Here is a 22,883-nt window from a genome sequence, read left to right as displayed (position 1 = left end):
CCGCGCGCGTTCTGTCACGCACGGGCGGCGAACCGTCGCTCAGGGCAAGCGGAGTACGGCCTCGGTGAAGAGGCGGCCCCGTTCGTGGTAGTCGGTGAACATGTCCATGGAGGCGGCCGCGGGCGCCAGCAGGACGGTGTCGCCCTCCTCGGCCAGGGAGGCGGCGGCGGCGACCACCGCGTCCATGACGGTGCCGTCCCCGTCGGCGGGGCCCCCGACCTCCACCACCGGCACGTCGGGGGCGTGCTCGGCCAGGGCCTCGCGCAGCCGGGCGCGGTCGGCGCCGATGAGCACGGCCGCGCGCAGGCGGTCGGCGGCCATCGCGGCCAGGTCGTCGACCTCGGCGCCCTTGAGCAGGCCGCCCGCGATCCAGACCACGGACGGGTAGGAGCCCAGGGACGCGGCGGCGGCGTGCGGGTTGGTGGCCTTGGAGTCGTCCACGTAGTCCACGCCCCCCGAGGTGGCCACGAAGGCGATGCGGTGCGGCTCGGGCTCGAAGGCGGCCAGCCCGGCCCGGACCGAACCGGGGTACACGCCCACCGAACGGGCCAGCGCGGCGGCGGCCAGGGCGTTGGCGACGTTGTGCGGCGCGGCCGGGCGCACGTCGGAGAGCGTGGCCAGCTCCTCGGCGCTGCTGTGCGGGTCCTCGACGAAGGCCCGGTCCACCAGCAGGTCCTCGACCACGCCGACCTCGCCCGCGCGGGGCGTGTCCAGGCGGAAGCCGACCAGCGGCGTGTGCGGGTCGCCGTCCTCCTCGGCCAGGCGGGCCGACCAGGCGTCGGCGGTGTTGACCACGCGGAGGGTGCCGGGCGCGTAGATCCGGCCCTTGGCGCGGGCGTAGGGGTCCAGGCCGCCGTGCCAGTCCAGGTGGTCGGGGGCGACGTTGAGGACGGTCGCGGCGTGCGGGCGCAGGCTGGAGGACCAGTGCAGCTGGAAGCTGGACAGCTCCACCGCCAGGACCTCGCGGAAGCGGCCCCCGGCGTCGGGCTGGACCGCCTCCACGACCGGGGTGCCGACGTTGCCGACGGCGAGCGCGTCGCGGCCGTCCGCGCGCAGCATCGCCTCCAGCATGCGCACGGTGGTGGTCTTGCCGTTGGTGCCGGTGACGGCCAGCCACACCTGGTCGGCGGGCTTGAGCCGCCAGGCGAGTTCGACGTCCCCGATGACCTCGATCCCGGCCTCGGCGGCCCGGACCAGCAGCGGGGAGTCGGGGCGCCAGCCGGGCGAGGTGACCACCAGGTCGCAGTCCGCGGGCAGCGGGGTGTCGCCCAGGACGACCTCGGCGCCCTCCGCCCGGAGCCGGTCGGCCACCGGGCGGACGGTGTCGTCGTCGCGGCCGTCGACGACGGTCACGCGGGCCCCGCGGGCCAGGAGCGCCCTGGCCACGGGGGGCCCGGACACTCCCAGGCCCGCGACGCAGACCCGGCGCCCCTGCAGGGGCGCGCCCTCCGGCGCGGCGCCGGACGGTGTTGGGGAAGCGTGGTGCGCCATGCCTACCTCGGCATCCATTCCAGGTAGAAGAGCCCGATGGCGATCGCCACGAACAGGCCCTGGATGATCCAGAAGCGGATCACGATGGTGGGTTCGGCCCAGCCCTTGAGCTCGAAGTGGTGCTGGAGGGGCGCCATGCGCAGCACGCGTTTGCCGGTGAGGCGGAACGAGGTGATCTGGACCATCACCGACAGGGTGATGATGACGAACAGGCCGCCGATGAGCAGCAGCAGGAGCTGCGTGCGGGTGGTGATGGCCAGGCCCACGATCAGACCGCCCAGGGCCAGGGAGCCGGTGTCGCCCATGAAGATCTTGGCGGGCGGGGCGTTGAACCACAGGAAGGCGATGCAGGAGCCGAGCACGGAGGCGGCCACCACGGCCAGGTCCAGGGGGTCGCGGACCGTGTAGCAGCTGTCCGAGAGGTAGGACACGCAGGACTGGCGCAGCTGCCAGTTGCCGATGATGACGTAGGCGACCAGGGACAGGATCGTCGCGCCGGTGGCCAGGCCGTCGAGGCCGTCGGTCAGGTTCACCGCGTTGGAGAAGCCGACGATGAGGAAGAGGGCCCACAGGACGAACAGGCCGATCATCAGCGGGGGGCCGAAGTCGCGGAGGAAGGAGAGGCTGGGGGCGGCGGGGGTGTAGCCGTAGCCGTTGGGGAAGAGGGTGACGCCGTAGGCGAAGCCCACGCCGACGATGGCCTGGCCGACCATCTTGGCGCCGCTGCGCAGGCCCAGGCTGCGGCGCTTGTAGATCTTGATGAAGTCGTCGAGGAAGCCGACGCAGCCCATCCCGATGAACAGGAACATCACCAGCAGGCCCGACGCGGTGGGCCCGCTGGCGCTGGGCTGCACGATCAGGAGCACCACGTGGGAGCCGAAGTAGCCCACGACGGCGCCGAGGATGATGACGATGCCGCCCATGGTGGGCGTGCCCTGCTTGGTCTTGTGGCCCTCGGGTCCGTCGTCGCGGACCTCCTGGCCGAACTTGAACCGGTACAGGAGCTTGATCAGCGGGGGCATGAGCCCCATGGAGACGACGAGCGCGAGGGCCGCCGCCAGAGTGATGCCGATCACCGGGCGTCACCCTCCGTGATGAGGTCGATAACCCTTTCGAGCCCTGCCACGCGTGATCCCTTCACAATGACGACGTCTCCTGTGCGCATCCGCGCGCGCACGGCCGCGGCGGCCTCGTGAACGTCCGCGACGCGGACGCACTCGCCCTGCCACAGTCCCTGCCGCGCGGCGCCCTCGGCGCCGACGGCGATGCCCTCGGCCGCCTCACCGACCACGATCAGGTGGGCCACGCCCGTACGGGCGGCGAGCTCACCGATCCTCTCGTGCTCGACCCCGCCGCCCTCGCCGAGCTCGGCCATGTGGGCCAGGACGGCGATGGAGCGGCGGTCCCGGGCGAGGGCGCCCAGGGTGGTCAGCGCCGCCCGCATGGACTCGGGGTTGGCGTTGTAGGCGTCGTTGACGAGGGTGGCGCCGGCGTGCTCGGTGACCTCCATGCGCCACCGGCTGACCGGTGTGGCGGCGCCGAGCGCCTCGGCGATCTCGTCCACGCCCATGCCCAGTTCGTCGGCGACCGCGGCGGCGGCCAGCGCGTTGTGGACCTGGTGGGCGCCGACGAGGGCCAGTTCCACCCGGGCGGTGCGCCCGGCCAGGTGGAGGGTGAAGGAGGGGGCGCCCGTCTCGCGCAGGACCACGTCCGTGGCGCGTACGGTGGCGTCCTCCCCCAGTCCGTAGGTGACCACGCGCGCACGGGTGCGCGCGGCCATGGCGTTCACGCGCGGGTCGTCGGCGTTGAGGACGGCGACGCCTCCCGCGCCCCTGTCCTCGGCTCCCGGCGGGAGCGCCTCGACCAGCTCGCCCTTGGCCTTGGCGATGGCGTCGCGGTCGCCGAACTCCCCCATGTGGGCGCTGCCGACGTTGAGGACCACGCCGATCCGGGGCGGGGCCACGCCGCACAGGTGGGCGATGTGCCCGATGCCCCGGGCGGCGGCCTCCAGGACCAGGTAGCGGGTGCCGGTGTCGGCGCGCAGCACGGTGAGGGGGTGGCCGATCTCGTTGTTGAACGAGCCCGCCGGGGCGACGGTCGGGCCCATGCGGGCCACGACCTGCGCGATGAGGTCCTTGGTCGTGGTCTTGCCGGAGGATCCGGTGACCGCGACGACCTCGGCGCGCTCCGCTCCGCGGCGGGGATCGCTGAGTTCTCGCGCCACGTGCCGGGCCAGCCGCGTCAGGGCCGCGACGACTCCCTCGTCGCCGCCCTCCGCCAGCAGGTGGGGGGCGTCGACGGGTCGGGAGACCAGGGCCGCCGCCGCTCCGTCGGCGACCGCGGAGGCGGCGAAGTCGTGTCCGTCCACGCGTTCGCCGCCCAGGGCGACGAAGAGCGCGCCGGGCACTGCCTGCCGCGAATCGATGACGACGGGGCCGTCGACGACGGCTTCGGGGCGCGCTGATCCGCCGATGGCGGTTTGGGTGATCTCAGCGATCCGATCGAGCGTGAGCGCGATCAAATCCACTCCTCATGTCAGGCCCGGTCCACGACGCCACAGGGGCGGCTGGCCACCCGGCCGGAGTCTCAGGTCAGGGGATGGCACCGCGGATGCCGCGCGTTGCCGCGCCGGGCCTCACCACGGTGTCGGCATGGGCCGCGTCGTGGTCGCCGCCGGGGGCGTCACGTGTCGGGCTGCGATTGCCGGACCTACCTTAGAACATCTTCGGGCGTCCGGAATCCCGCCGGGCCCCCACTGGCGGCAATATGCGCCACTTCGTGACCGTCGGCCCGCACCTGCCCGGAAGCGCTCGCAGGCCCTCCGGCGCGGACGCCGAGGGGGCGCGGGCACGGCCCGCGCCCCCTCGTCCAGACGGTTCGCACTCCGGGAGTGTCGGGGTGTCAGCCCTGGTCAGGAACCCGGTGGATGTCCTGGAGGGCGACGCCCAGCCGCTCGCGGGCGCTCATGCCGAGGTGGTCCTCGATGGCCGCGCGCAGCACCTCGCGGTCGTCGAAGGGCAGCACCTCGCCCTTGACGTACTGGCCGGTCTCGTGACCCTTCCCGGCGACAACCACCACATCGCCCGGACGGGCGCGCTCGACGGCCAGGCGGATGGCCTCGGCCCGGTCGAACTCCACGGTGACCCGGGCGCGGTGCTCCTCGGGCACCTTGGCGACCCCTTCGAGCATCGACGCGGCGATGCTCACGGGGTCCTCGGTGCGCGGGTTGTCGTTGGTGATGACCAGCTGGTCGGACAGGCGCGCGGCGGCCTCGCCCATGAGCGGGCGTTTGGCGCGGTCGCGGTCGCCTCCGCAGCCGACCACCATGGTCAGCCCGCCCTCGGTGGTGGCGCGCAGGGCGGTCAGGACGGCCTCGATAGCTCCGGGCTTGTGGGAGTAGTCCACGAGCGCGGTGAAGTCCTGGAAGGCGTGGGGCACGGCGTTGGCCACGACCGGCTCCATGCGCCCGGGCACCCCCGGGGCGGCGGCCACACCGGCGATCGCGGTCTCCAGCGGCAGCCCCGCCTCGACCAGACCGACGATGGCGGCCATCGCGTTGGAGACGTTGAAGGGGCCGGGCAGGGCGACGGATGCGTTGGCCTCCATGCCGCCGGGGCCCACGATGCGGAAGGCGCTCCCCATGGCGCCCAGACGCACGTCCACGGCCCGCCAGTCGGCCTCCATGGCGGTGGCGGGGTCGGCGTCGGTGTAGCCGTCCACGGCGAAGGTGGTGACGGGGACGCGGCCGTCGGCCTGCACCATGTCCACGAGCGCGCGGCCGAAGCGGTCGTCGGCGTTGACCACCGCGATGTCGCAGTACTCGGGGGTGAACAGGCGGGCCTTGGCGTCGAAGTAGTCGCGCAGGTCGGAGTGGAAGTCCAGGTGGTCCTGGGACAGGTTGGTGAAGACCGCGACGTCGTAGCGGGTGCCGCCGACCCGGCTCAGGGCCAAGGCGTGGCTGGAGACCTCCATGGCGGCGGCGGAGACGCCGCGTTCGCGCATGAGGGCGAACAGGCCGTGCAGGTCGGTGGCCTCGGGCGTGGTGAGCGAGGAGACGACGCGCTCGTCGCCCACCCGCATCTCCACGGTGCCGACGAGGCCGGTGCGCATTCCGGCGTGGCGCAGGCCCGACTCGACCAGGTACGTGACGGTGGTCTTGCCGCTGGTGCCGGTGGTGCCGATCAGCAGCAGGTCCTGCGCCGGGTCCTTGAAGATCCACGAGGCCGCCGTGCCCAGCACGGCGCGCACGTCGGGGACCACGATGACGGGCAGCCCGGTGGCGGCGGCCCGCTCGGCCCCGTCCTCATCGGTGAGGACGGCGGCGGCGCCCGCCTCGGCGGCCTGCTCGGCGAAGTCGGCGCCGTGCGCGCGGGTCCCGGGCAGGGCGGCGTACAGGTCTCCGGGCCCCACCTTGCGGGAGTCGTGGGTGATGCCGCGGACGTGCACCTCCCTGTCCGGCACCTCGGGGGGTCGGTCCGCGCCCAGGTCCGGGCGCAGGAGGGAGGCGTCCGGCCCGAGCAGCGCTGCGAGGGCGGACAGTGGACGAAGTGGCGTGTGTTCAGGTCGCATTACCGGTGGCACGTGTGGAGGTTAACCGCTGTCGACGACCGGCCGGTAATTTCCACGCTGCGTTCGCCGAGGTTTCCCGAACCGGGCGTTTCGCCCAGGTTGCGCGGGTTCGCCGTACACGTCGATGACCGTCCGGTGTCCTTCGCGGCCGGGGGCGCGTCCCGGCGGGCGGGTCCGGCGCCCGCGGCCGCGGGGAGGAGCGGCCGCGCCCCGGCGGGCCGGCCGTGCGGTGCGACGGCGGGCCGGCGGCCCCGACCGGGTCTAGGCTGGAGGCGTCCTCGGCTCTGCCCGAACGCGGAGGTGGCGCATGGCCGGAACCGCCCCGTCGCGGCGCCCCCTGGTGCTCGACGGCGGGCTGGCGACCCGTCTGGAGGCCTACGGCCGCGACCTGGGCGGCGGGCTCTGGTCGGCGCGGCTGCTGGCCGAGGAGCCCGACCTCGTCCGCCGGGTGCACCGGGACTACTTCGAGGCGGGCGCGGACGTGGCCATCGCCGCCGGGTACCAGGCGAGCGTTCCGGCACTGACCGCGCGGGGCGCCACCGAGTCCGAGGCCCTGGCGCTGATCGCCCGCTCCGTGGAACTGGCGCGGGCCGAGCGCGACGCGTTCGGTTCCGGCCTGGTGGCCGCCGGTGTGGGCCCCTACGGCGCGGCCCGGGCGGACGGCTCGGAGTACACCGGCGACTACGACCTGGACGAGGAGGGCCTGTACGCCTGGCACCGGGAGCGCTGGCGGGTGCTCGCCGACTCCGGGGCGGACCTGCTCGCCTGCGAGACCGTGCCCTCGGCGGCCGAGGCCCGGGCGCTGGCCCGGCTGCTCGCCGAGACCCCCGGCGCCCGCGCGTGGATCAGCTTCTCCTGCCGGGACGGCGAGCGCATCAGCGACGGCACGCCCCTGCGCGAGGCGGCCGCCGGACTCGCCCCGCTGCACGCCGGGGGGCGGCTGGTGGCCGTGGGCGTCAACTGCACCGCGCCCCGGCACGTCCCCGCGCTGGTGCGCGCGGTCGCCGCGTGCGGCCTGCCGGCGGTGGCCTACCCCAACTCGGGGGAGGAGTGGGACGCGGTGCGGGGGCGGTGGACCGGCACGGCCGAGCCCGAGGAGTTCGGCCGCGCCGCCGTGGGCTGGTACGAGGCCGGAGCGGTGCTCGTGGGCGGGTGCTGCCGCACCGGCCCCGAGCACGTGCGCTCCGTGCGCGCCCACCTGGACCGCGCCGCGCCCTGAGGGGGACGCGCCCCCGGCTGCCCTCCTAGCCGCCGCCCTGGTCCTCCGACAGCCGGATGGCGGGCGGCTCGGTCCCCGACGGCGGGACCTTCAGCGTCTTGAGCGCGAAGGACATGACGTCGTTGAACACCGGCCCCGCGGCCTCGCCGCCGTAGTAGTCCTGCTGCGGGTCGTGCAGCACCACCTGGACCACGACCTCCGGGTCGTCGGCGGGCGCGAACCCGGAGAAGGTGGACGTGTACCCGCCGCCGTCGTATTCACCCGTCTCCGGGTCGAGCCGGTTGGCGGTACCGGTCTTGCCCGCGACCCGGTACCCGTCGATGCGGGCCTGGGGCGCGGTGCCCTCGTCACTGGTGACCGCCTCCAGCATCAGCGCGAGCTGGCCGGCGGTCTCCTCGCTGAACACGCGCCGCTGTTCGGGCTCCTCGGACGGGGTGAACTCCCCCTGGGCGTTCACCGTCCCGGCGACCACCCGGGGCTCCACCCGCACACCGCCGTTGGCGACGGTGGCGTACACCGACGCCATCTGCGCGGCGGTCACCGACAGGCCGTGGCCGATGGAGACCGACGGCAGCTGGGTGCCCCACCAGTCCTCCGGGTCCTTGAGGACGCCCGCCTGCTCACCGGGCAGCTGGAGCCCGGTCGGCTGGCCGAACCCGAAGTCCTCCAGGTAGGAGTGCAGGACGCCCCGCCCCACCTGGTCGGCGATCTCGATGGTGCCCACGTTGCTGGACTGGGCCATGATGCCGTTGGTGGTCAGGCGCAGGGTCTCGTGGGGGCTGGAGTCCTTGAACGTCGTGTCCAGGTACCGGACGCTGTCGGGCACGGTGTAGACCGTCTCGGGGGTGGTGACGCCCTCCTCCAGCGCGGCGCCGATGGTGACGACCTTGTTGGTGCTGCCCGGCTCGAAGATCGTGGCCACCGCGCCGTTGGACCACTGTTCGGGGGAGCTGGAGGAGATGTCGCTCTGGGAGTAGGTCGGGTAGTCGGCCATGGCGAGGATCTCACCGGTGCCGACCCGCTCCACGATGACGCTGCCGCCCTGGGCGTCCAGCTCCTCCACGCGCTCGGCGAGGGTCCGGGCGGCGTACCACTGGATGTCCTGGTTCAGGGTCAGGCGCACGTCCTGGCCCGGCTCGGGTTCGCTGACCAGGCCGCCCGCCATGGGAATCTGGGTGCCGTCGGCGCCCACCTCGACGCGGCGCTTGCCCGCCTCGCCGGCCAGGGTGTCGTTGAGGTAGCCCTCCAGCCCCTCCAGGCCGTGGCCCTCGGCGCCGACGAAGCCGACGAGGTCGGCGGCGCCGGTCTCCTCGGGGTAGACGCGCTCGTAGGAGACCTGCGAGCCCAGACCGGGCAGGTTGAGGTCGGCCAGCTCCTCCCACTCCGCGGGCAGGACCCCGCGGGCGACCACCTCGTAGCGGCTGGGCGCGGCGTCCACCTTCCGGGCGACCTCGTCCTCCTCCAGGTCGAAGCGGGTGACGAGCTCCTCGACGAGCTGGTCGCGCTCGCCCTCGGCGACCATCTCGGGGTCGACGAAGACGGTGCGCACCTCCAGCGACAGCGCGAAGGGGTTGCCGTCGGCGTCGGTGATCTGGCCGCGCAGGGTGGGGATGTCGATGGTCTGCAGGCGCGTGTTGGAGGCCGCCTCGGCGTAGTGCTCGGCCTCCACGACCTGGATCTGCACCAGGCGTCCCGCGAAGAGCAGCAGGACGGCCATGATCAGGGCTCCGCCGATCTTGATGCGGCCCGGCGGCTCGCCCCTGCGGAAGGTGCGGCGCAGCAGGGGCGGGAGCGGGGGCGGGGAGCCCCCGCCGCGGCGGCGCTCACCGCCGCGCGCCTCCCGCGCCGGACGCCCCGGGGTGCGCGCCGAGGGGCGGGCGCCGCCGTCGGGGCGGCGCGGCTCGCGCTGGGGCCTCTTGGGCCGCGACCCCGAGCGCTTGGCCGCTCCGGGCCTGCGGGGGTCCCGGGGACGCCGGTCTCTGGGAGTGCTCACTCACCGCTCCCGGTGGCACCGCTGATCTCACCGGTCTCGGGGTCGAGGAAGAGCGGGGGCTCCCCGCCCTGCTCCATGCCCATGGCCTCGGCCTCGTCGGAGATGCGCTCGGAGCTCTCCAGTTCGGCGACCGTGCTGCGCCGCTGCTGCTCCTCGTAGGACAGCTCCCGGTTCTCCTCCTTGAGGTTGGCGATGGCGAAGGCCTCCTCGGCCACGACGCTGCGCAGGACGAGCAGGCTGACGAGCGTGGCCCCCAGCAGGAACAGGACGAGCAGGACGAAGGGGATGCGCGGCGCCCGGCCCTGCGCACCGCCCCCGGTCCGGGTGCGCTTGGCCGGTGCGGGCTTGACCGCGGGCTTGGCCGCTCGCTTGGGCCGCGCGGGGGCCGTCTTCCCGGTGGGGGCCTTGCCACCGCGTACGGGCGTGCGGCGCGTGTCCGTCCTCGTGCTCATCTGGGTCTCCCTACTGCCGCGGCGGTCGCACGCGTTCGGCCGCCCGGAGGCGGGCCGACTGCGCGCGCGGGTTGCGTTCGTTCTCTTCGTCCGTGGGGAGTTCGGCCCCCCGGGTGAGCAGCCGGAGTTCGGGCTGTCGTTCGGGAAGGGGGACCGGCAGGTCGGCGGGCGTGGTGTCGGTGGCCAGCGCGGCCAGGGCCCTCTTGGTCATCCGGTCCTCCAGCGAGTGGTAGGACAGCACGGCCACGCGGCCGCCGACCGCCAGGCGCGCGATCGCGGCGGGCAGGGCGCGTTCGAGGATGGACAGTTCGGCGTTGACCTCGATGCGCAGGCCCTGGAAGGCGCGCTTGGCGGGGTGGCCGCCGGTGCGGCGGGTGGCCGCCGGGATGGCCTCGCGCACCAGTTCGGCCAGCGCGCGGGTGGACTCGATGGGTGCCTGGGCGCGCTGGCGCTCGATGGCCCTGGCCACGCGGGAGGCGAAGCGCTCCTCGCCGTAGGTGCGCAGCACGCGGGTGAGCTCGGCGACCGGGTAGGTGTTGACGACCTCGGCGGCGGTCAGCGACTGGTCGCGGTCCATGCGCATGTCCAGCGGCGCGTCGTGGGCGTAGGCGAAGCCGCGGTCGGTCTCGTCCAACTGCGGCGAGGAGACGCCGAGGTCGAGCAGGACGGCGTCGGCCTCGGCGGCGCCCGCCTCGTCCAGGGCGCGCGGGATGTCGGAGTAGACCGCGTGCACGAAGTGGGTGCGGTCGGCGTAGGGCGCCAGGCGTGCGGCGCTGCGCTCCAGGGCGGTGGTGTCGCGGTCGACGCCGACCAGGCGCATGCCGGGGCAGGCGCGCAGGAGCGCCTCGGAGTGGCCGCCCAGTCCCAGGGTGCCGTCGACCAGGACGGCGCCGGGCCGATCCAGGGCCGGAGCGAGCAGCTCCACGATCCGGTCGAGCATGACGGGCACGTGCAGGGGGTCGGCTCCGGAGCGGGCCGCGTCGAGGCGTACCTGCTCCCCGGCGGTGTCCTCCCCGTCGGCGGGCACGCCGCTCCCGTCGGTGCGGGCGCCCCCGGTCCCGCCGTCCTGCCCGATGTCCCCCATGTGCTGCTGTTCCTCCACGCTGTCGCCGTCTCCCCCCGAGTCGCCGCGGTAGCGCCGCGGTCGGTGCGCTCCACGGTGTCCTTGGCACGGCCCGGCGGGTTCCGGCGGGCCTCCGGACACGGCCGCTATTGTCCACCTTCCGGTGGCTTCGCGCTCACGACCTGGCACCGGGGAAGTCGCGCCAGCTCGTGGAGACCGCGCCCGGAGGCCGTTGCCGGACTCCGGCTTGCGAGGGTGTGGACTGTGTGCTGGTCGGCCCGGCGGTGCTTCCGCCGGGGTCACAGCACCCCGGGCAGCACCTCCTCCGACAGTTGCGCGAAGGCGGGTTCCTGTTCGGCCTCGTAGTCCGACCACGCCCCGGAGTCCCAGATCTCCAGGCGGGTGTTGGCGCCGATCACGACGCACTCCCGCTCCAGGCCCGCGTAGTCGCGGAGCTTGGCCGGGATGGTGACCCTGCCCTGTTTGTCGCAGTTCTCGTCCGAGGCGCTGGCGAAGAGGACCCTGCTGTAGTCGCGCACCGCCTTGGCGGTGACCGGGGTGGTGGCGAGGGCGTCGGTGATGCGCCGGAACTCCTCCGTCGGGAAGACGTAGAGGCAGCGTTCCTGGCCCTTGGTGATCACCAGACCCCCCGACAGCTCGTCGCGGTACTTCGCGGGGAGGAAGAGCCGCCCCTTCTGGTCGAGCCGGGGCGTGTGGGTGCCGAGGAACACACTTCCACCTCCCTCACCCTCGAAGTGGAGAATTCACCCTCTCCACGGTGCCCCACCTTACTCCACTCTTCCCCACCGTCAACAGATCTTTCCGGCTTTTGCGCCCACTGGGGATCCGGAAAGCGCAGGTCACAGCGTTGTCCGTGGTGGTGGGGGAAGGTGGAGGGCCCGGGGTGTGTCGCGGAGAAGGGGATCCTGGGGGCCGCGACGACCTGCGGCGACACCGCGCGCGTGCCCGCGTGCGCGCACGCGGAAGGACAGGGCGGACACCAGTCGGGCGGCCCGGCGTGTCGGACCGGCGGGGCGGTGTCCCGGCCGGTCGGAGCCGGGCCCTCCCCACGCTCCGCGCTCTCGTCCCGCACCGGCGCCGCCACCGAGGATCAGAAGGGCGATTGGAGCCCTTTGGCCTCTTTGACCATTCCTGGAACCCATCGGCCGCTGATTCCGGCGCTTTGGTTTGCAATCGGTTGGAATGGGCTTAGCCTCGGTTCCGAACAGCGACACGCGGAGCCACAGGGAGCGGGAGGGGTCTGGTGTCACTCGGTACACACCACGGCGGTCGGGGGGACGACGTCCAGGGGGACGTCGGTGAGATCGTCGCCGTGGCCGACCGCGTCCGCGCCGCGATCGAGACGGTCATCGAGGGCAAGCCGGAGGTGCTGCGCCTGGCGCTGACGGTCCTGCTCGCCGAGGGCCACCTGCTCATCGAGGACGTCCCCGGCGTCGGCAAGACCATGCTGGCCAAGGCCCTGGGCCGGGCCGTGGACTGCTCCGTGCAGCGCGTGCAGTTCACCCCGGACCTACTGCCCAGCGACATCACCGGTGTCAGCGTCTACCACCAGGACCGGCGCGAGTTCGAGTTCAACCCCGGCCCGGTGTTCGCCAACATCGTGGTGGGCGACGAGATCAACCGCGCCTCGCCCAAGACCCAGGCCGCCCTGCTGGAGTGCATGGCCGAACGCCAGGTGAGCGTGGACGGCCAGACCCGCGCCCTGGAACGGCCGTTCATGGTGGTGGCCACCCAGAACCCGGGCGACATGGAGGGCACCTACGCCCTCCCCGAGGCCCAGCGCGACCGGTTCATGGCCCGCGTCTCGGTCGGCTACCCCGCCCCCCAGGCCGAACTCGACATGATCGACTCGCACAGCTCCAGCTCGCCGCTGGAGGACCTGACGCCGGTCACCAACGCCGCCCAGGTCCGCGACCTGGCCGACCGGGTGCGCACGGTGCACGTGGCCCCGGGCATGCGCCGCTACGTCGTGGACCTGGTCAACGCGACCCGCACCAGCCCCGAACTGCGCCTGGGCGCCTCCCCGCGGGCCACCCTGCACCTGGTGCAGGCCGCCCGCGCCTACGCCGCCCTGGACGGACGGCACTACGTCGTCCCCGACGACGTGCAGGCCCTGGCCGTGCCGGTGCTCGCGCACCGGCTGCTGCCCGGCCCCGAGGCGCAGATGGAGCGCCTGACCCCCGAGCAGATCGTGGCCAAGCTGGTCGCGCGCCTGCCCGTGCCCGGCCCGCAGTAGACCCCGGCGCCCGCGGCCCTCCGCCCCGCCCCGTACGCACCCGCCCCCGAGAGAGGGTCCATGCGCCCGCACCGAACCCTCACCGCACGAGGCGTCTGCATGCTCGTCCTCGGCCTGACCGCCCTGGTGTGCGGCCTGGTCGTGGGACAGCGCGAGGTCGTGGGCCTGGGCGTGCTGCTGACCGTGATACCGCCGCTGTCGGCGCTGACGGTCCTGGGGGCCGCCTCCCGCGTCGTGCACAGCCGCACCCTGTCCCCCGTGCGCATCCCGGCCGGGCACAACGCCCGGGTGGAACTGCGTGTGGGCAACTCCTCGCGGACCTGGCCGGTGGCCGCGCTGTCGGTGCGGGACACGCTGCCCGTGCCGCTGGGCGGCGAACCCCGCTACACGGTGGGCTACCTGGGTCCGCGCGCCGTACGCGACGTCGCCTACCTGGTGCGCCCGGCCGTACGCGGGGACTACCCGGTGGGCCCGCTGTGGGTCGGTGTGACCGACCCGCTGGGGTGCGTGCGGGTCAGCCGCGACGTGGGCGGGCCCTCGCGCCTGCTCGTCACCCCCGTGACCGTCCCGCTGACCGCGCTGGGCGCCGCCGACGGCTCCAAGGGCGAGGACTCGCCGCGGCGTTCGATGAGCGGCGCCGGGGAGCAGGACCCCGTCCCCCGCGAGTACCGGTACGGCGACGACCTGCGCAAGGTGCACTGGCGGTCCACCGCCAAGCACGGTGAGCTGATGGTGCGCCGGGACGAACAGCACTCGCGGGAGAGCAGCGCGGTCCTGCTGGACACGCGGAGCGGGGCGCACGGGCACCCGGGGCCCACCGGATCCCTGGAGACCGCCGTGAGCGCCGCCGCCTCGGTGGCGGTGCACCTGCTCGACGGCGGCCACGAGCTGCGCCTGCACACCGAGCGGGGCCGGGTCCCGACCACGAGCGCGTCGGGCGTGCTGGACAGCCTGGCCGTCGCCGAGCCCTCCGACACCCCCGGGCTGCTCGGCGGGATCGGCATGCTGGCCGAATCCCGCGGAGCGACCGGCCTGGTCGTGGCGGTGCTGGGCGCGCTGGACCCCGAGGAGGCCGCCGCCCTGTCCCGCACGGGCGGCCGGGGCGTGCGCGTGGCCGTGCTGTGCGCGCACGCCGCCTGGCCCGGCCCCGACACCCTGCGCGGGGTCCACGACGTGCTGACCGCGGCCGGATGGCGCGTCCTCGTCCTGGGTTCCGCCGCCGAACTGCCCGACCTGTGGCGCCGCGCCTGGGCTCCCGCTCCCGCCGCCGGGCCGCACACCCCTCGGAAGGGTCCGCGTTGAGAGCACTGATGCCCCTGGCCACCCTGGCCTGCCTGCTGATGGCGCTGCCGCTGCTGGACAGCCTCGTCCGGGGCGAGGCCTGGTGGGTCCCGGCCCTCGTGATGACGGCGGCGGCGGGCGGGGTGTCCGCGTTGTACCGCCTCAGCGGCTGGAGCTCCTTGGCGGTGCCGTTCCTCCAGGTGCTGGCGGCGGCGCTGCTGATGACGCCGCTGTTCGCCGGACACGTCGCGCCGCTGGGGCTGCTGCCCTCCGGTGACACGGCGGCGCACCTGCTGCGGGTGTTCGACGAGGGCCTGGAGACGATCGACACCAGCACGCCCCCGGTCTCCTCCACCGCCGGGGTCATGCTGATCATCGCGCTGGTGTTCGTCCTGTTCGCGATCGTCGCGGACTTCCTGGCAGTGACCGCGCGCTGCCCCGGGATGGTCGGCGCCCTGGTGGCCGTGCTGATGGCGGTCCCGCTCATCGTGGACGACGCCGGACTGGGCTGGCCGGCCGCGACCAGCGGCGCCGTCGGCTTCCTGCTGCTGCTCGCGGTGGACGTGTGGGTGCGCGGCCGCGAGTGGGGCGTGCGCGTCCCCGACGGCCACGACCCCTCGGCCCGCGTGCTGGGCGCGGTGGGCAGGGCGACGACGGTGGCGGCGGCCTCGGCCGCCGCGGTGCTGCTGGCGCTGACGGTGCCGCTCGCGGTGCCGTCGCTGCGCACCGACGTGCTCCACACGATGGCCGACGGCACCTACATCGGCACCGGCGGGGACCGCATCACCACCACGCACCCGCTGGTCTCGCTGCGGCGCGAGCTGGCCTCCTCCTCCGACCGCACGGTGCTGACCTACCGGACCGACGCCGAGCGGCCCGACTACCTGCGCACGTACGTGCTGGACGAGTTCGACGGCGCGAACTGGACGATGACGCCGGTCAGCGCCTCGGGCGACACCCTGGTCGACGGGGAGCTGCCGCTGCCCACCGGGTGGGGCTCGGAGCCCTCCGGCGACGCGGTGACCACGCGGATCTCGATGGACTCGGACGCGCCCGGGATCGACTTCCTGCCGCTGCCGTACTGGGCGCGGACGGTGGACGTGCCCGGGGAGTGGTACGCCGACCCGGCGAGCCACGTGGTGTTCACGACCGAGAGCGCGCCCACGGGGCTGAACTTCACCGTGCGGGCCCTGGGCAGGGAGCCGTCCGTCGAGGAGCTGGCCGACAGCGGCAGCCCGCGGTCGCTGCCGGGCGACTTCCTCGACCTGCCCGGCGGCCTGGACCCGCGGGTCCGGGAGCTGGCCGAGGACCTGACCGAGGACGCGCGGAGCCCCTACGAGCGGGCGGTGGCGATCCAGGACCACTTCACGGGGGGCGAGTTCACCTACGACCTGTCCCCGCCCGCGGTGCCCGACGGCGCCGACCCGCTCGCCCACTTCCTGTTCGGGGACCGGGTGGGCTACTGCGAGCAGTTCGCCGGGGCGATGGCGGTCATGGCCCGGCAGGCGGACATCCCGGCGCGGGTGGCGGTGGGCTACACCGCGGGCGAGCAGCAGGGCGACGGCCGCTGGGCGGTGTCCGTGGGCGACGCCCACGCCTGGCCGGAGCTGTACTTCGAGGGCGCGGGCTGGGTGCGGTTCGAGCCGACCCCCTCCTCCGCCGGGGGGCAGGGCTCGGCGTCGGTGCCCGACTACTCCCGGGGCGGACAGGTGGGCGCCGACGACCCGGACGGGGCCGCGGAGGAGACGCGGGAGCCCTCGCCCGAGGAGACGGAGTCCGCGCGGGACGAGGCCACCGCGGAGGCCGGGGAGCCCAGCGAGGCCCCCGAGGAGGAGGCCGGGGGCGAACCCTCCTCGTCGGTGGCCGCCCCGGGCGACGACACCCGGGGCGGCCCGGACCTGTCGTGGCTGCCCGCGGCGGGCGCCGCCGCGGGTGTGCTGCTGCTGTTGGCCCTGCCCGCGCTGGTGCGCGCCCTGACCCGCTGGTCCCGGACGGCGTCGCTGACCGGCGGCGCGGGAGCGGCAAGCGCGCACACCGCGTGGCGGGAGCTGCGGGACACCTGTCTGGACCTGGGCGGCGCGTGGTCGCTGGCGGAGAGCCCGCGTGCCGCGGCCGAACGCCTGGCCGGTTCCGGTCCGGCGCCCCGGCCCGACGCGGCCCCGGCGGGGCTGATGTCGGGGGCCGTTCCGGGTCCGGTGCCGCCGGAGGCCGCGGCGGCGCTGCGGCGGCTGGCCCTGGCCGAGGAGGAGGCGCGCTACGCGCCCTCGCCCCGGGTCCCGGAAGGGCTGCGCGAGGACCTGCGGACGGCCCTGGCGGGGCTGACCGGTGTGGTCGGCGCGGGAACGCGCGTCCGCGCGGTGCTGCTGCCCCGGTCGCTGGCCCCGTGGCACCGTCCGCGCCGCGCGGCCGACCCCGAGCCCGTGACGCCCTAGCTGTGGCGACGTGCCGCCCCGGCTGTGCTGACCCGAGGGGTCGCGCCCCAGCGGTAGCGGCGGTGTCCCCGCCGGTACGCCCGCCGCGCGGACGCCGCCCCCTGTCCCGGGGCGGTCGACGACGGCACCTCTCCCGTGCACCGCGCCAGCCTCGGACGCCTCCGGGGAACCACGATCCCCGCCTGGAAAACGTGGTGGGCCCCGCACCACTGTGCGGGGCCCACCACGGGGAACCGGGTGTCCGGCGCGGATCCCCTCCGGGATCCCCGCCCGACGGGGCACGGCCGGTCGCGACCGCCGGGGGTGTGGGACCGGGGTCCTACTCCTCACCCTCCTGGCGACGGCGCCAGCGCTCCTCGAAACGATTCATCATGCCGGGACGGCTGCCGCCCCGGCGCTTCTGCTTGGGCTCCGCCACCGCGACGCCCTGGTCGGCACCGCCGCTCCCGGAGGCCTTGCGCCAGGCGTTGGCGCCCCACAGGAAGCACAGCAGCATGACGAGGAAACCGAGGACGCTGATGGCGACCTGGGCGACTGTGGACTGGAGCATCAACCCCGTCATCAGCAGCACGATACCGACGACGAAACCGAGTCCGGCCTTGATGATCCAGCGCTTGTAATGGACCGCGGGGTTCGTTTGCCGAACGGTGTTCGCGAACTTCGGGTCCTCGGCATACAGCGCCCGCTCGATCTGGTCGAGCATGCGCTGCTCGTGTTCAGAGAGCGGCACGGCGCCTCCCTACGGCAGTCCCCGGTTGGGGTGACGGGTACTGAAGAACAGTCTCTTGGTCAGTGGTATGCCCAGAATACGATGAGCTAGCGCCCGGTGGAAAGAAAAGCTGCGTGCGTACCTGACCACCACGGGCCACGATACCCTCGCCCTGTATCGGAAACACCGGCTTCCATGCCTCTCTTCTTACCCTCATTCCGGTCCTACCCTGGGGAACGCTCCGAGGGCCCCGGAAGTTGCCGCATCATACGTCGTTTTCGTCACGCTTGGCCAACACGGCCGACTGTATCGCGCCCGGCCCGAAACGTGCCGTTACGCGGTCCATAACCCGTTCAACATCCCTCCAACCCGATTCCTCCTCCCCCAGTGCCAACTGGCGGTGCACCTGTTCCACCGGAATGACCCCCTCCACCCGCACCCCCACCAAGCGCAGCGGCACCCCACGCAACCCGGAGGCGGTGTACAGCTCACGGGCGACGGCGCTGATCTCGCGGGCCACGTCGGTGCCCTCGGCCAGGGTCCGCGCCCGGGTGATGGTGGAGAAGTCGCCACGGCGCAGCTTCACGCTCACCGTGCGTCCCGCCTGCCCCGACGCCCTCAGGCGGCGCCCGACCTTCTCGGCCAGCCTCAGCAGCTCGCGGTCCACCACCTCGGGATCGGCCACGTCCTCGTCGAAGGTCTCCTCCGAGCCGATGCTCTTGTCCGGGGACTCGGGCACGACCGGGCTGGTGTCCACCCCCCGGGACAGCTCGGCCAGACGGGTCCCGGCCTTGTCGCCCAGCTCCATGCGCAGCAGGTCCGGCTCGTAGCGGGCCAGCTGCCCGACCGTGCGCACGCCCAGCCGGGCCAGGGTCTGCTCGGTCCGGTCCCCCACTCCGGGCAGCGCCCCGACCGGCAGCGGGTCCAGGAAACCGCGCACGTGGGCGGTGGGCACCAGGAGCAGGCCGTCGGGCTTGCAGTGCGTGGAGCCGAGCTTGGCGGTGAAGCGGGTGGCGGCCACGCCCACGGAGCAGGTCAGGCGCTGTTCCCGGCGCACCCGCTCGCGGATCATCGCGGCGATGCGCACCGGCCCGCCCAGGCGGCGGCGCGCGCCGGACACGTCCAGGAAGGCCTCGTCCAGGGAGAGCGGCTGCACCAGCGGCGTCACCGAGCGCAGGATGTCCATGACGGCCTCCGACGCCTGGCGGTAGGCGCGGCCGTCGGGCGGGAAGACCAGGGCGTCCGGGCACAGGCGCAGGGCCCGCGCCATGGGCATGGCCGAGTGCACGCCGTGCGCGCGGGCGAGGTAGTCGGCGGAGGAGACCACGCTGCGCGGGCCGGTACCGCCCACGATGACCGGGCGTCCGCGAGCCTCGGGGTGGCGCAGCTGCTCGACGCTCGCGAAGAACGCGTCCATGTCCAGGTGCAGGATGTGGCAGTCGCCGTCCGGTCCGGAGCCGTCCGCGGGGAAGTCCGCGTCCAGCGCCGCGATGCCCTCCGGGGAGACCATCCCCCGCATCGCGGCGCCGCGTTCCAGTTGGCGTCGGCTCATACAGCCAGGTTATGCCGTGCCGGGGGCGACCCGGCCCCCGGTACCGGGGTTCAGGAGCGGTGCGCGACGACGTGCAGCTGGGTGGCGATGCCGATCAGCTCGGGGTGCTCGGCGGCGGCCCTCTCCAGCTCCACCAGGTGCTGTCCGGCGTGGGCGTCGCCCTCCCAGGCGTGCCCGGGCACGAGGTCGGCGAACGCGCGGACGCCGCGGACGCTCTCCCCGGACAGTCCGGCCCGGCCGATCAGCTCCAGGACCTGCTGGCGGGTGAAACGGCGCGGCATCGGGTCGCCCTCGCCCCAGCGTCCGTCGGGGTCGCCGAGCAGGTGGTGGGCCTCGGTGATGTGCCCGGCCAGCGCGCGGTGCAGGGCTCCGGCGACCGCGTTGGTGACCAGCAGGCTCACCGCACCGCCCTCGCGGGTGATGCCGACCACGTCGTGCAGCGCCGCCGCGGGGTCGTCCACGTACTCCAGCACGTTGTGCACCAGGACGAGGTCGGCGCTGGCCGGCGCGAACAGGGCGGCCAGGTCGCGGGTCTCCCCCTGGACCCCGCGCACGGACACCCCCCGCTCGGCGGCGCGGCGCTCCAGGGCCGCGAGCGAGTCGGGGCTGGGTTCGACCACGGTCACCCGGTGGCCGAGTTCGGCCAGGGGGACGGCGGCACCGCCGGTGCCCCCGCCCGCGTCGACGATCTCCAGGGGTCCGTCCCCGAGCCGGTCCAGCAGTCCGACGAGGGCGTCCCACACGACCGCGGTCCGGGCCGCGTTGGCGGCCCGCCCCGGGCCGGTCGCCCCGCTCGCGCCGAGGCCGCCGCCCGCGGCCACGCTGGTCCTGTCAGTCACCTGCGTTCCCTCAATCCACGTTGCCCCGGCGGTCCCCCGAGCGCCGATAACGGTCGCGCCCTAGAGCGAGAGCGTCGACTTGTTCTCCATCAGCCTGGACAGGAGTCCGCTGACGAAGTTGGGGGACTCGTCGGTGGACAGCTCCTTGGCCACGCCGACCGCCTCGGCGATCGCCACACCGTCCGGGATGTCGTCGGCCCACAGCAGTTCGTAGGCGCCCATCCGCAGGATGTTGCGGTCCACGACCGGCATGCGCTCCAGGGTCCAGCCGATGGCGTAGGTGTCCAGGAGCTCGTCGATGCGCTCACGCCGCTCGTCGACCGAGCGGGCCAGACTCTCGGTGAAGTCGTTGATCGGCGGTTCGGGCTGGGCCCGCCGGCGCCGGATGACGTCCTCCACCGAGGTGGCGCGCACCTCGGCCTCGTAGAGGACCTCGACCGCGCGCCGCCGCGCCTTGCGCCGTGCTCCGCTCATCAGTTGACTCGTCCGAGGTAGTCGCCCGTGCGGGTGTCGACCTTGACGCGCTCGCCGGTGGTGATGAACAGGGGCACCTGGATGGTGGCGCCGGTCTGGACCTCGGCGGGCTTGGTGCCGCCGGTGGAGCGGTCGCCCTGCACGCCCGGGTCGGTCTGGGTGATCTCCAGCTCGACGGCGGGGGGCAGCTCGATGTAGAGGGGGTTGCCCTCGTTGGTGGCCACGGTGGCCTTGGTGTTCTCCAGCAGGAAGTTCTTGCCGTCGCCGACGACGGCCTCCGGGACCGGGATCTGGTCGTAGGTGCTGGTGTCCATGAAGATGAAGGACTCGCCGTCGTGGTAGAGGTACTCCATCTCGCGGCGGTCGACGTTGGCGAACTCGACCTTGGACCCGGCGTTGAAGGTCTTGTCGACGATCTTGCCCGTGAGGACGTTCTTCAGCTTGGTACGGACGAACGCGCCGCCCTTGCCCGGCTTGACGTGCTGGAACTCCAGGACGTTCCAGAGGACGCCGCCGTCGAGCCGCAGGGTCGTGCCGTTCTTGATGTCGTTCGTCGTGGCCACTTCGGTCGTCTCTCCCAGGGGTTTGACACGTCGGGGACCGACCCCCGCGGGGCCCGGTCGGTGTTCGGTGGGGCCGGGCCCGGGCACCTCGGGGAGCTCCCCGGGCGCGCCGGTGCGCACGTCGCCTGTGTGCAGTCTAGTGGCTTCGCGGAACCCGGGTGCCGCCCGTGACCGCGCGGTACGCCTCGTCCAGCAGTTCGGGCGCGGGGCCGCTGAGGATGGTGGGCCGCGCCAGGCCGTCCAGGACGACGAAGCGCAGGGTGGCCCCGCGGGCCTTCTTGTCCACGCTCATGGCGGCGCGCAGCTCGGGCCAGGCCTCGGGGGCGTAGGAGACGGGCAGGCCGACCGAGGAGAGCAGTGAGCGGTGGCGCTGGACCAGGTCGTCGCCCACACGACCGTCCAGGCGGGCGAGTTCGGCGGCGTAGACCATGCCGATGGAGACCGCGTAGCCGTGCCGGAAGGTGTAGTTCTCGGCCCGCTCGATGGCGTGGCCCAGGGTGTGGCCGTAGTTGAGGATCTCGCGGCGGCCGCTCTCGCGCAGATCGCCGGAGACGACGTCGGCCTTGACCCGGATGGCGCGCTCGATGAGCTCGCGGGTGTGCCTGCCCCCGGGTTCGGCCGCGCCCTCGGGGTCGTCCTCGACCAGGTCGCAGATGACGGGGTCGTCGATGAACCCGGCCTTGACGATCTCGGCGAGGCCGCCGATGTAGTCGGCGCGGGGCAGGCTCGGCAAAGTGGCGAGGTCGCACAGGACCCCGGCCGGGGGTGGAAGGCGCCGACGAGGTTCTTGCCCTCGGGGGTGTTGACGCCGGTCTTGCCGCCGACGGCGGCGTCGACCATGCCGAGCAGGGTGGTGGGCACCAGGACCGAGCGCACGCCGCGCAGCCAGGTGGCGGCGACGAACCCGGCGAGGTCGGTGGCGGCTCCCCCGCCCACGCCGACCACGGCGTCGCTGCGGGTGAAGTTGCGCTGCCCGAGCCGGGACCACAGGTCGGCGGCGACGGCGGCGGTCTTGGCGGCCTCGCCGTCCGGGACGGGCATGGAGTGCGCCCGGTAACCGGCGGCCTCCAGGGCGCCGACCACGGGGCGGGCGATCCCGTCCAGGCTCTCGGGGTGGATGACGGCCACCTGGGCGGCGTCGCCGACCAGGGAGGGGAGTTCGGAGAGGACCCCGCTGCCGACCACCACGTCGTAGCGGCCGGCGGAGTCGCCCACACCGATCCGGGTCACGGTCACTGCTGGGCCTTTCCGGAGTCCTGTCCGGCCAGCGAGGGCAGGATGGCGTCGACGATCTCTTCGGGGTGGTAGCCGGTGGTCTCCACGGTGACGCTGGCCAGGCGCTCGTAGACGGGCAGGCGCTCGTTGAGCAGCTGGCGCAGCCGGGTGCGGGGGTTGCCCGCGAGCAGGGGGCGGGCCACGTCCATGCCCACGCGCTTGGCGGCCTCGCCGAACTCCACCTGGAGGTAGACCACGTGGTGCCCGGCCAGGTCGCGCTGGGTGTCCTCGTCCAGGACCGCGCCGCCGCCGACGGCGATCACGCCCTCCCAGGCGCGCAGTCCCTCGGCGACGACCTCGCGTTCCAGGGCGCGGAAGCGCTCCTCGCCGTCCTCGACGAAGATGTCGCCGATGGGCTTGCCCGCGCGCTTCTCGACCTCGGTGTCGGTGCACAACAGGTCGGCGCCCAGGCGCCCCGCCAGGGCCTCTCCGACGGTGGACTTGCCCGATCCGGGCGAACCGATGAGCACCGCGATCGCTTTTGCCACGTTCTGCCTGCCTAGGTGATCCGTGGGTTCCTTCTCCGCGTGCGCGGGAGGTACCGCCCTGTTACGTGCGTCTTCCTGTCTAGCAGACCTCGAAAACGCGAGTCAGGGGAGACGGGGTTGTCCACAGGCCGGGCCACACCGCTGGTGCGGATGTTCGGTCCGCCTCTACTCTCGGATTCGGGGGCGACTTCGTCGCTCACGGGCGCGTCGTCCGCCCCCGAACCCA

At 73.9% G+C, this 22,883-nt stretch carries 18 protein-coding genes and 1 pseudogene; 4 read left to right on the top strand and 15 right to left on the bottom strand.

Features of this window, described 5'->3' with window-relative positions; genetic code table 11:
* Window positions 1-39 precede the first annotated feature (39 nt).
* The 4 genes from murD to EV372_RS18760 form a co-directional block, all read right to left on the bottom strand.
* Window positions 40-1,491: a UDP-N-acetylmuramoyl-L-alanine--D-glutamate ligase gene (gene murD, locus EV372_RS18775; RefSeq protein ID WP_130397033.1), complete on the bottom strand. Its 1,452-nt coding sequence runs from the start codon at window positions 1,489-1,491 to the stop codon at window positions 40-42.
* Window positions 1,492-1,493: 2 nt separating this feature from the next.
* Entirely contained in the window at window positions 1,494-2,567 is a 1,074-nt protein-coding gene (mraY, locus tag EV372_RS18770; RefSeq protein ID WP_130397032.1) for a phospho-N-acetylmuramoyl-pentapeptide-transferase, read from the bottom strand.
* Complete coding sequence (locus EV372_RS18765) at window positions 2,564-4,012, bottom strand: UDP-N-acetylmuramoyl-tripeptide--D-alanyl-D-alanine ligase (RefSeq protein WP_130397031.1); 1,449 nt, start codon at window positions 4,010-4,012, stop codon at window positions 2,564-2,566. Before EV372_RS18765 ends, mraY begins: the two co-directional genes overlap by 4 nt.
* 380 nt (window positions 4,013-4,392) lie before the next feature.
* Entirely contained in the window at window positions 4,393-6,060 is a 1,668-nt protein-coding gene (locus EV372_RS18760; RefSeq protein WP_130397030.1) for a UDP-N-acetylmuramoyl-L-alanyl-D-glutamate--2,6-diaminopimelate ligase, read from the bottom strand.
* Window positions 6,061-6,367: 307 nt separating this feature from the next.
* Between EV372_RS18760 and mmuM the strand changes: the two genes are divergently transcribed.
* Window positions 6,368-7,279: a homocysteine S-methyltransferase gene (gene mmuM, locus EV372_RS18755; RefSeq protein WP_130397029.1), complete on the top strand. Its 912-nt coding sequence runs from the start codon at window positions 6,368-6,370 to the stop codon at window positions 7,277-7,279.
* A 25-nt stretch (window positions 7,280-7,304) separates the two neighbouring features.
* Here mmuM and EV372_RS18750 read toward each other — a convergent pair whose 3' ends face one another.
* The 4 genes from EV372_RS18750 to mraZ form a co-directional block, all read right to left on the bottom strand.
* Window positions 7,305-9,272 carry a peptidoglycan D,D-transpeptidase FtsI family protein gene (locus EV372_RS18750; protein WP_130397028.1) on the bottom strand — a complete coding sequence of 656 codons (1,968 nt, stop codon included), beginning with the start codon at window positions 9,270-9,272 and terminating at the stop codon, window positions 7,305-7,307.
* Entirely contained in the window at window positions 9,269-9,724 is a 456-nt protein-coding gene (gene ftsL / locus EV372_RS18745; RefSeq protein ID WP_130397027.1) for a cell division protein FtsL, read from the bottom strand. Before ftsL ends, EV372_RS18750 begins: the two co-directional genes overlap by 4 nt.
* A 10-nt stretch (window positions 9,725-9,734) precedes the next feature.
* Complete coding sequence (gene rsmH / locus EV372_RS18740; protein WP_130398994.1) at window positions 9,735-10,808, bottom strand: 16S rRNA (cytosine(1402)-N(4))-methyltransferase RsmH; 1,074 nt, start codon at window positions 10,806-10,808, stop codon at window positions 9,735-9,737.
* A 278-nt stretch (window positions 10,809-11,086) separates the two neighbouring features.
* Complete coding sequence (gene mraZ, locus EV372_RS18735) at window positions 11,087-11,518, bottom strand: division/cell wall cluster transcriptional repressor MraZ (RefSeq protein WP_130397026.1); 432 nt, start codon at window positions 11,516-11,518, stop codon at window positions 11,087-11,089.
* Between the two features lie 533 nt (window positions 11,519-12,051).
* Here mraZ and EV372_RS18725 point away from each other — a divergent pair.
* From EV372_RS18725 to EV372_RS18715, 3 genes are read left to right on the top strand one after another with little or no spacing between them, the layout of a single operon-like run.
* The gene (locus EV372_RS18725; RefSeq protein ID WP_130397024.1) at window positions 12,052-13,044 is read left to right on the top strand and encodes an AAA family ATPase; all 993 of its coding nucleotides are present in this window, start codon (window positions 12,052-12,054) and stop codon (window positions 13,042-13,044) included.
* 60 nt (window positions 13,045-13,104) lie between these two features.
* The gene (locus tag EV372_RS18720) at window positions 13,105-14,346 is read left to right on the top strand and encodes a DUF58 domain-containing protein (protein WP_165436003.1); all 1,242 of its coding nucleotides are present in this window, start codon (window positions 13,105-13,107) and stop codon (window positions 14,344-14,346) included.
* An 8-nt stretch (window positions 14,347-14,354) separates the two neighbouring features.
* Window positions 14,355-16,757, top strand: coding sequence for a transglutaminase TgpA family protein (locus tag EV372_RS18715; protein WP_130398992.1), 2,403 nt, complete (start codon window positions 14,355-14,357; stop codon window positions 16,755-16,757).
* A 319-nt stretch (window positions 16,758-17,076) separates the two neighbouring features.
* Here EV372_RS18715 and EV372_RS18710 read toward each other — a convergent pair whose 3' ends face one another.
* The 7 genes and pseudogenes from EV372_RS18710 to EV372_RS18680 all read right to left on the bottom strand — a co-directional run bounded on the left by EV372_RS18710 (window position 17,077) and on the right by EV372_RS18680 (window position 22,639).
* Entirely contained in the window at window positions 17,077-17,487 is a 411-nt protein-coding gene (locus tag EV372_RS18710; protein WP_013151934.1) for a DUF3040 domain-containing protein, read from the bottom strand.
* Window positions 17,488-17,731: 244 nt separating this feature from the next.
* Window positions 17,732-18,985: a DNA polymerase IV gene (gene dinB / locus EV372_RS18705; RefSeq protein WP_013151933.1), complete on the bottom strand. Its 1,254-nt coding sequence runs from the start codon at window positions 18,983-18,985 to the stop codon at window positions 17,732-17,734.
* A gap of 83 nt (window positions 18,986-19,068) precedes the next feature.
* Window positions 19,069-19,857, bottom strand: coding sequence for a methyltransferase domain-containing protein (locus EV372_RS18700; protein WP_019607049.1), 789 nt, complete (start codon window positions 19,855-19,857; stop codon window positions 19,069-19,071).
* Between the two features lie 60 nt (window positions 19,858-19,917).
* Window positions 19,918-20,331, bottom strand: coding sequence for a transcription antitermination factor NusB (gene nusB / locus EV372_RS18695; protein ID WP_013151931.1), 414 nt, complete (start codon window positions 20,329-20,331; stop codon window positions 19,918-19,920).
* A complete protein-coding gene (efp, locus tag EV372_RS18690) occupies window positions 20,331-20,894 on the bottom strand; it encodes an elongation factor P (protein ID WP_130397023.1) in 564 nt (187 codons plus the stop codon). Before efp ends, nusB begins: the two co-directional genes overlap by 1 nt.
* A gap of 136 nt (window positions 20,895-21,030) precedes the next feature.
* Window positions 21,031-22,130: pseudogene (aroB, locus tag EV372_RS18685) on the bottom strand (3-dehydroquinate synthase).
* Entirely contained in the window at window positions 22,127-22,639 is a 513-nt protein-coding gene (locus EV372_RS18680) for a shikimate kinase (protein WP_041552348.1), read from the bottom strand. The pseudogene aroB and the gene EV372_RS18680 overlap by 4 nt, the downstream one beginning before the upstream one ends.
* Between the last annotated feature and the right edge of the window lie 244 nt (window positions 22,640-22,883).

The organism is Nocardiopsis sp. CNZ308, from assembly GCF_004217075.1.
This window is presented reverse-complemented; position numbering and strand designations above follow the sequence as displayed.

Bases quoted from the DNA above. Each gene is read 5' to 3' on its own strand.
- murD (WP_130397033.1), bottom strand. From the start codon at position 1,491: ATGGCGCACCACGCTTCCCCAACACCGTCCGGCGCCGCGCCGGAGGGC.
- EV372_RS18760 (WP_130397030.1), bottom strand. From the start codon at position 6,060: ATGCGACCTGAACACACGCCACTTCGTCCACTGTCCGCCCTCGCAGCG.
- mmuM (WP_130397029.1), top strand. From the start codon at position 6,368: ATGGCCGGAACCGCCCCGTCGCGGCGCCCCCTGGTGCTCGACGGCGGG.
- ftsL (WP_130397027.1), bottom strand. From the start codon at position 9,724: ATGAGCACGAGGACGGACACGCGCCGCACGCCCGTACGCGGTGGCAAG.
- rsmH (WP_130398994.1), bottom strand. From the start codon at position 10,808: ATGGGGGACATCGGGCAGGACGGCGGGACCGGGGGCGCCCGCACCGAC.
- EV372_RS18720 (WP_165436003.1), top strand. From the start codon at position 13,105: ATGCGCCCGCACCGAACCCTCACCGCACGAGGCGTCTGCATGCTCGTC.
- EV372_RS18715 (WP_130398992.1), top strand. From the start codon at position 14,355: ATGCCCCTGGCCACCCTGGCCTGCCTGCTGATGGCGCTGCCGCTGCTG.
- dinB (WP_013151933.1), bottom strand. From the start codon at position 18,985: ATGCGGGGGATGGTCTCCCCGGAGGGCATCGCGGCGCTGGACGCGGAC.
- nusB (WP_013151931.1), bottom strand. From the start codon at position 20,331: ATGAGCGGAGCACGGCGCAAGGCGCGGCGGCGCGCGGTCGAGGTCCTC.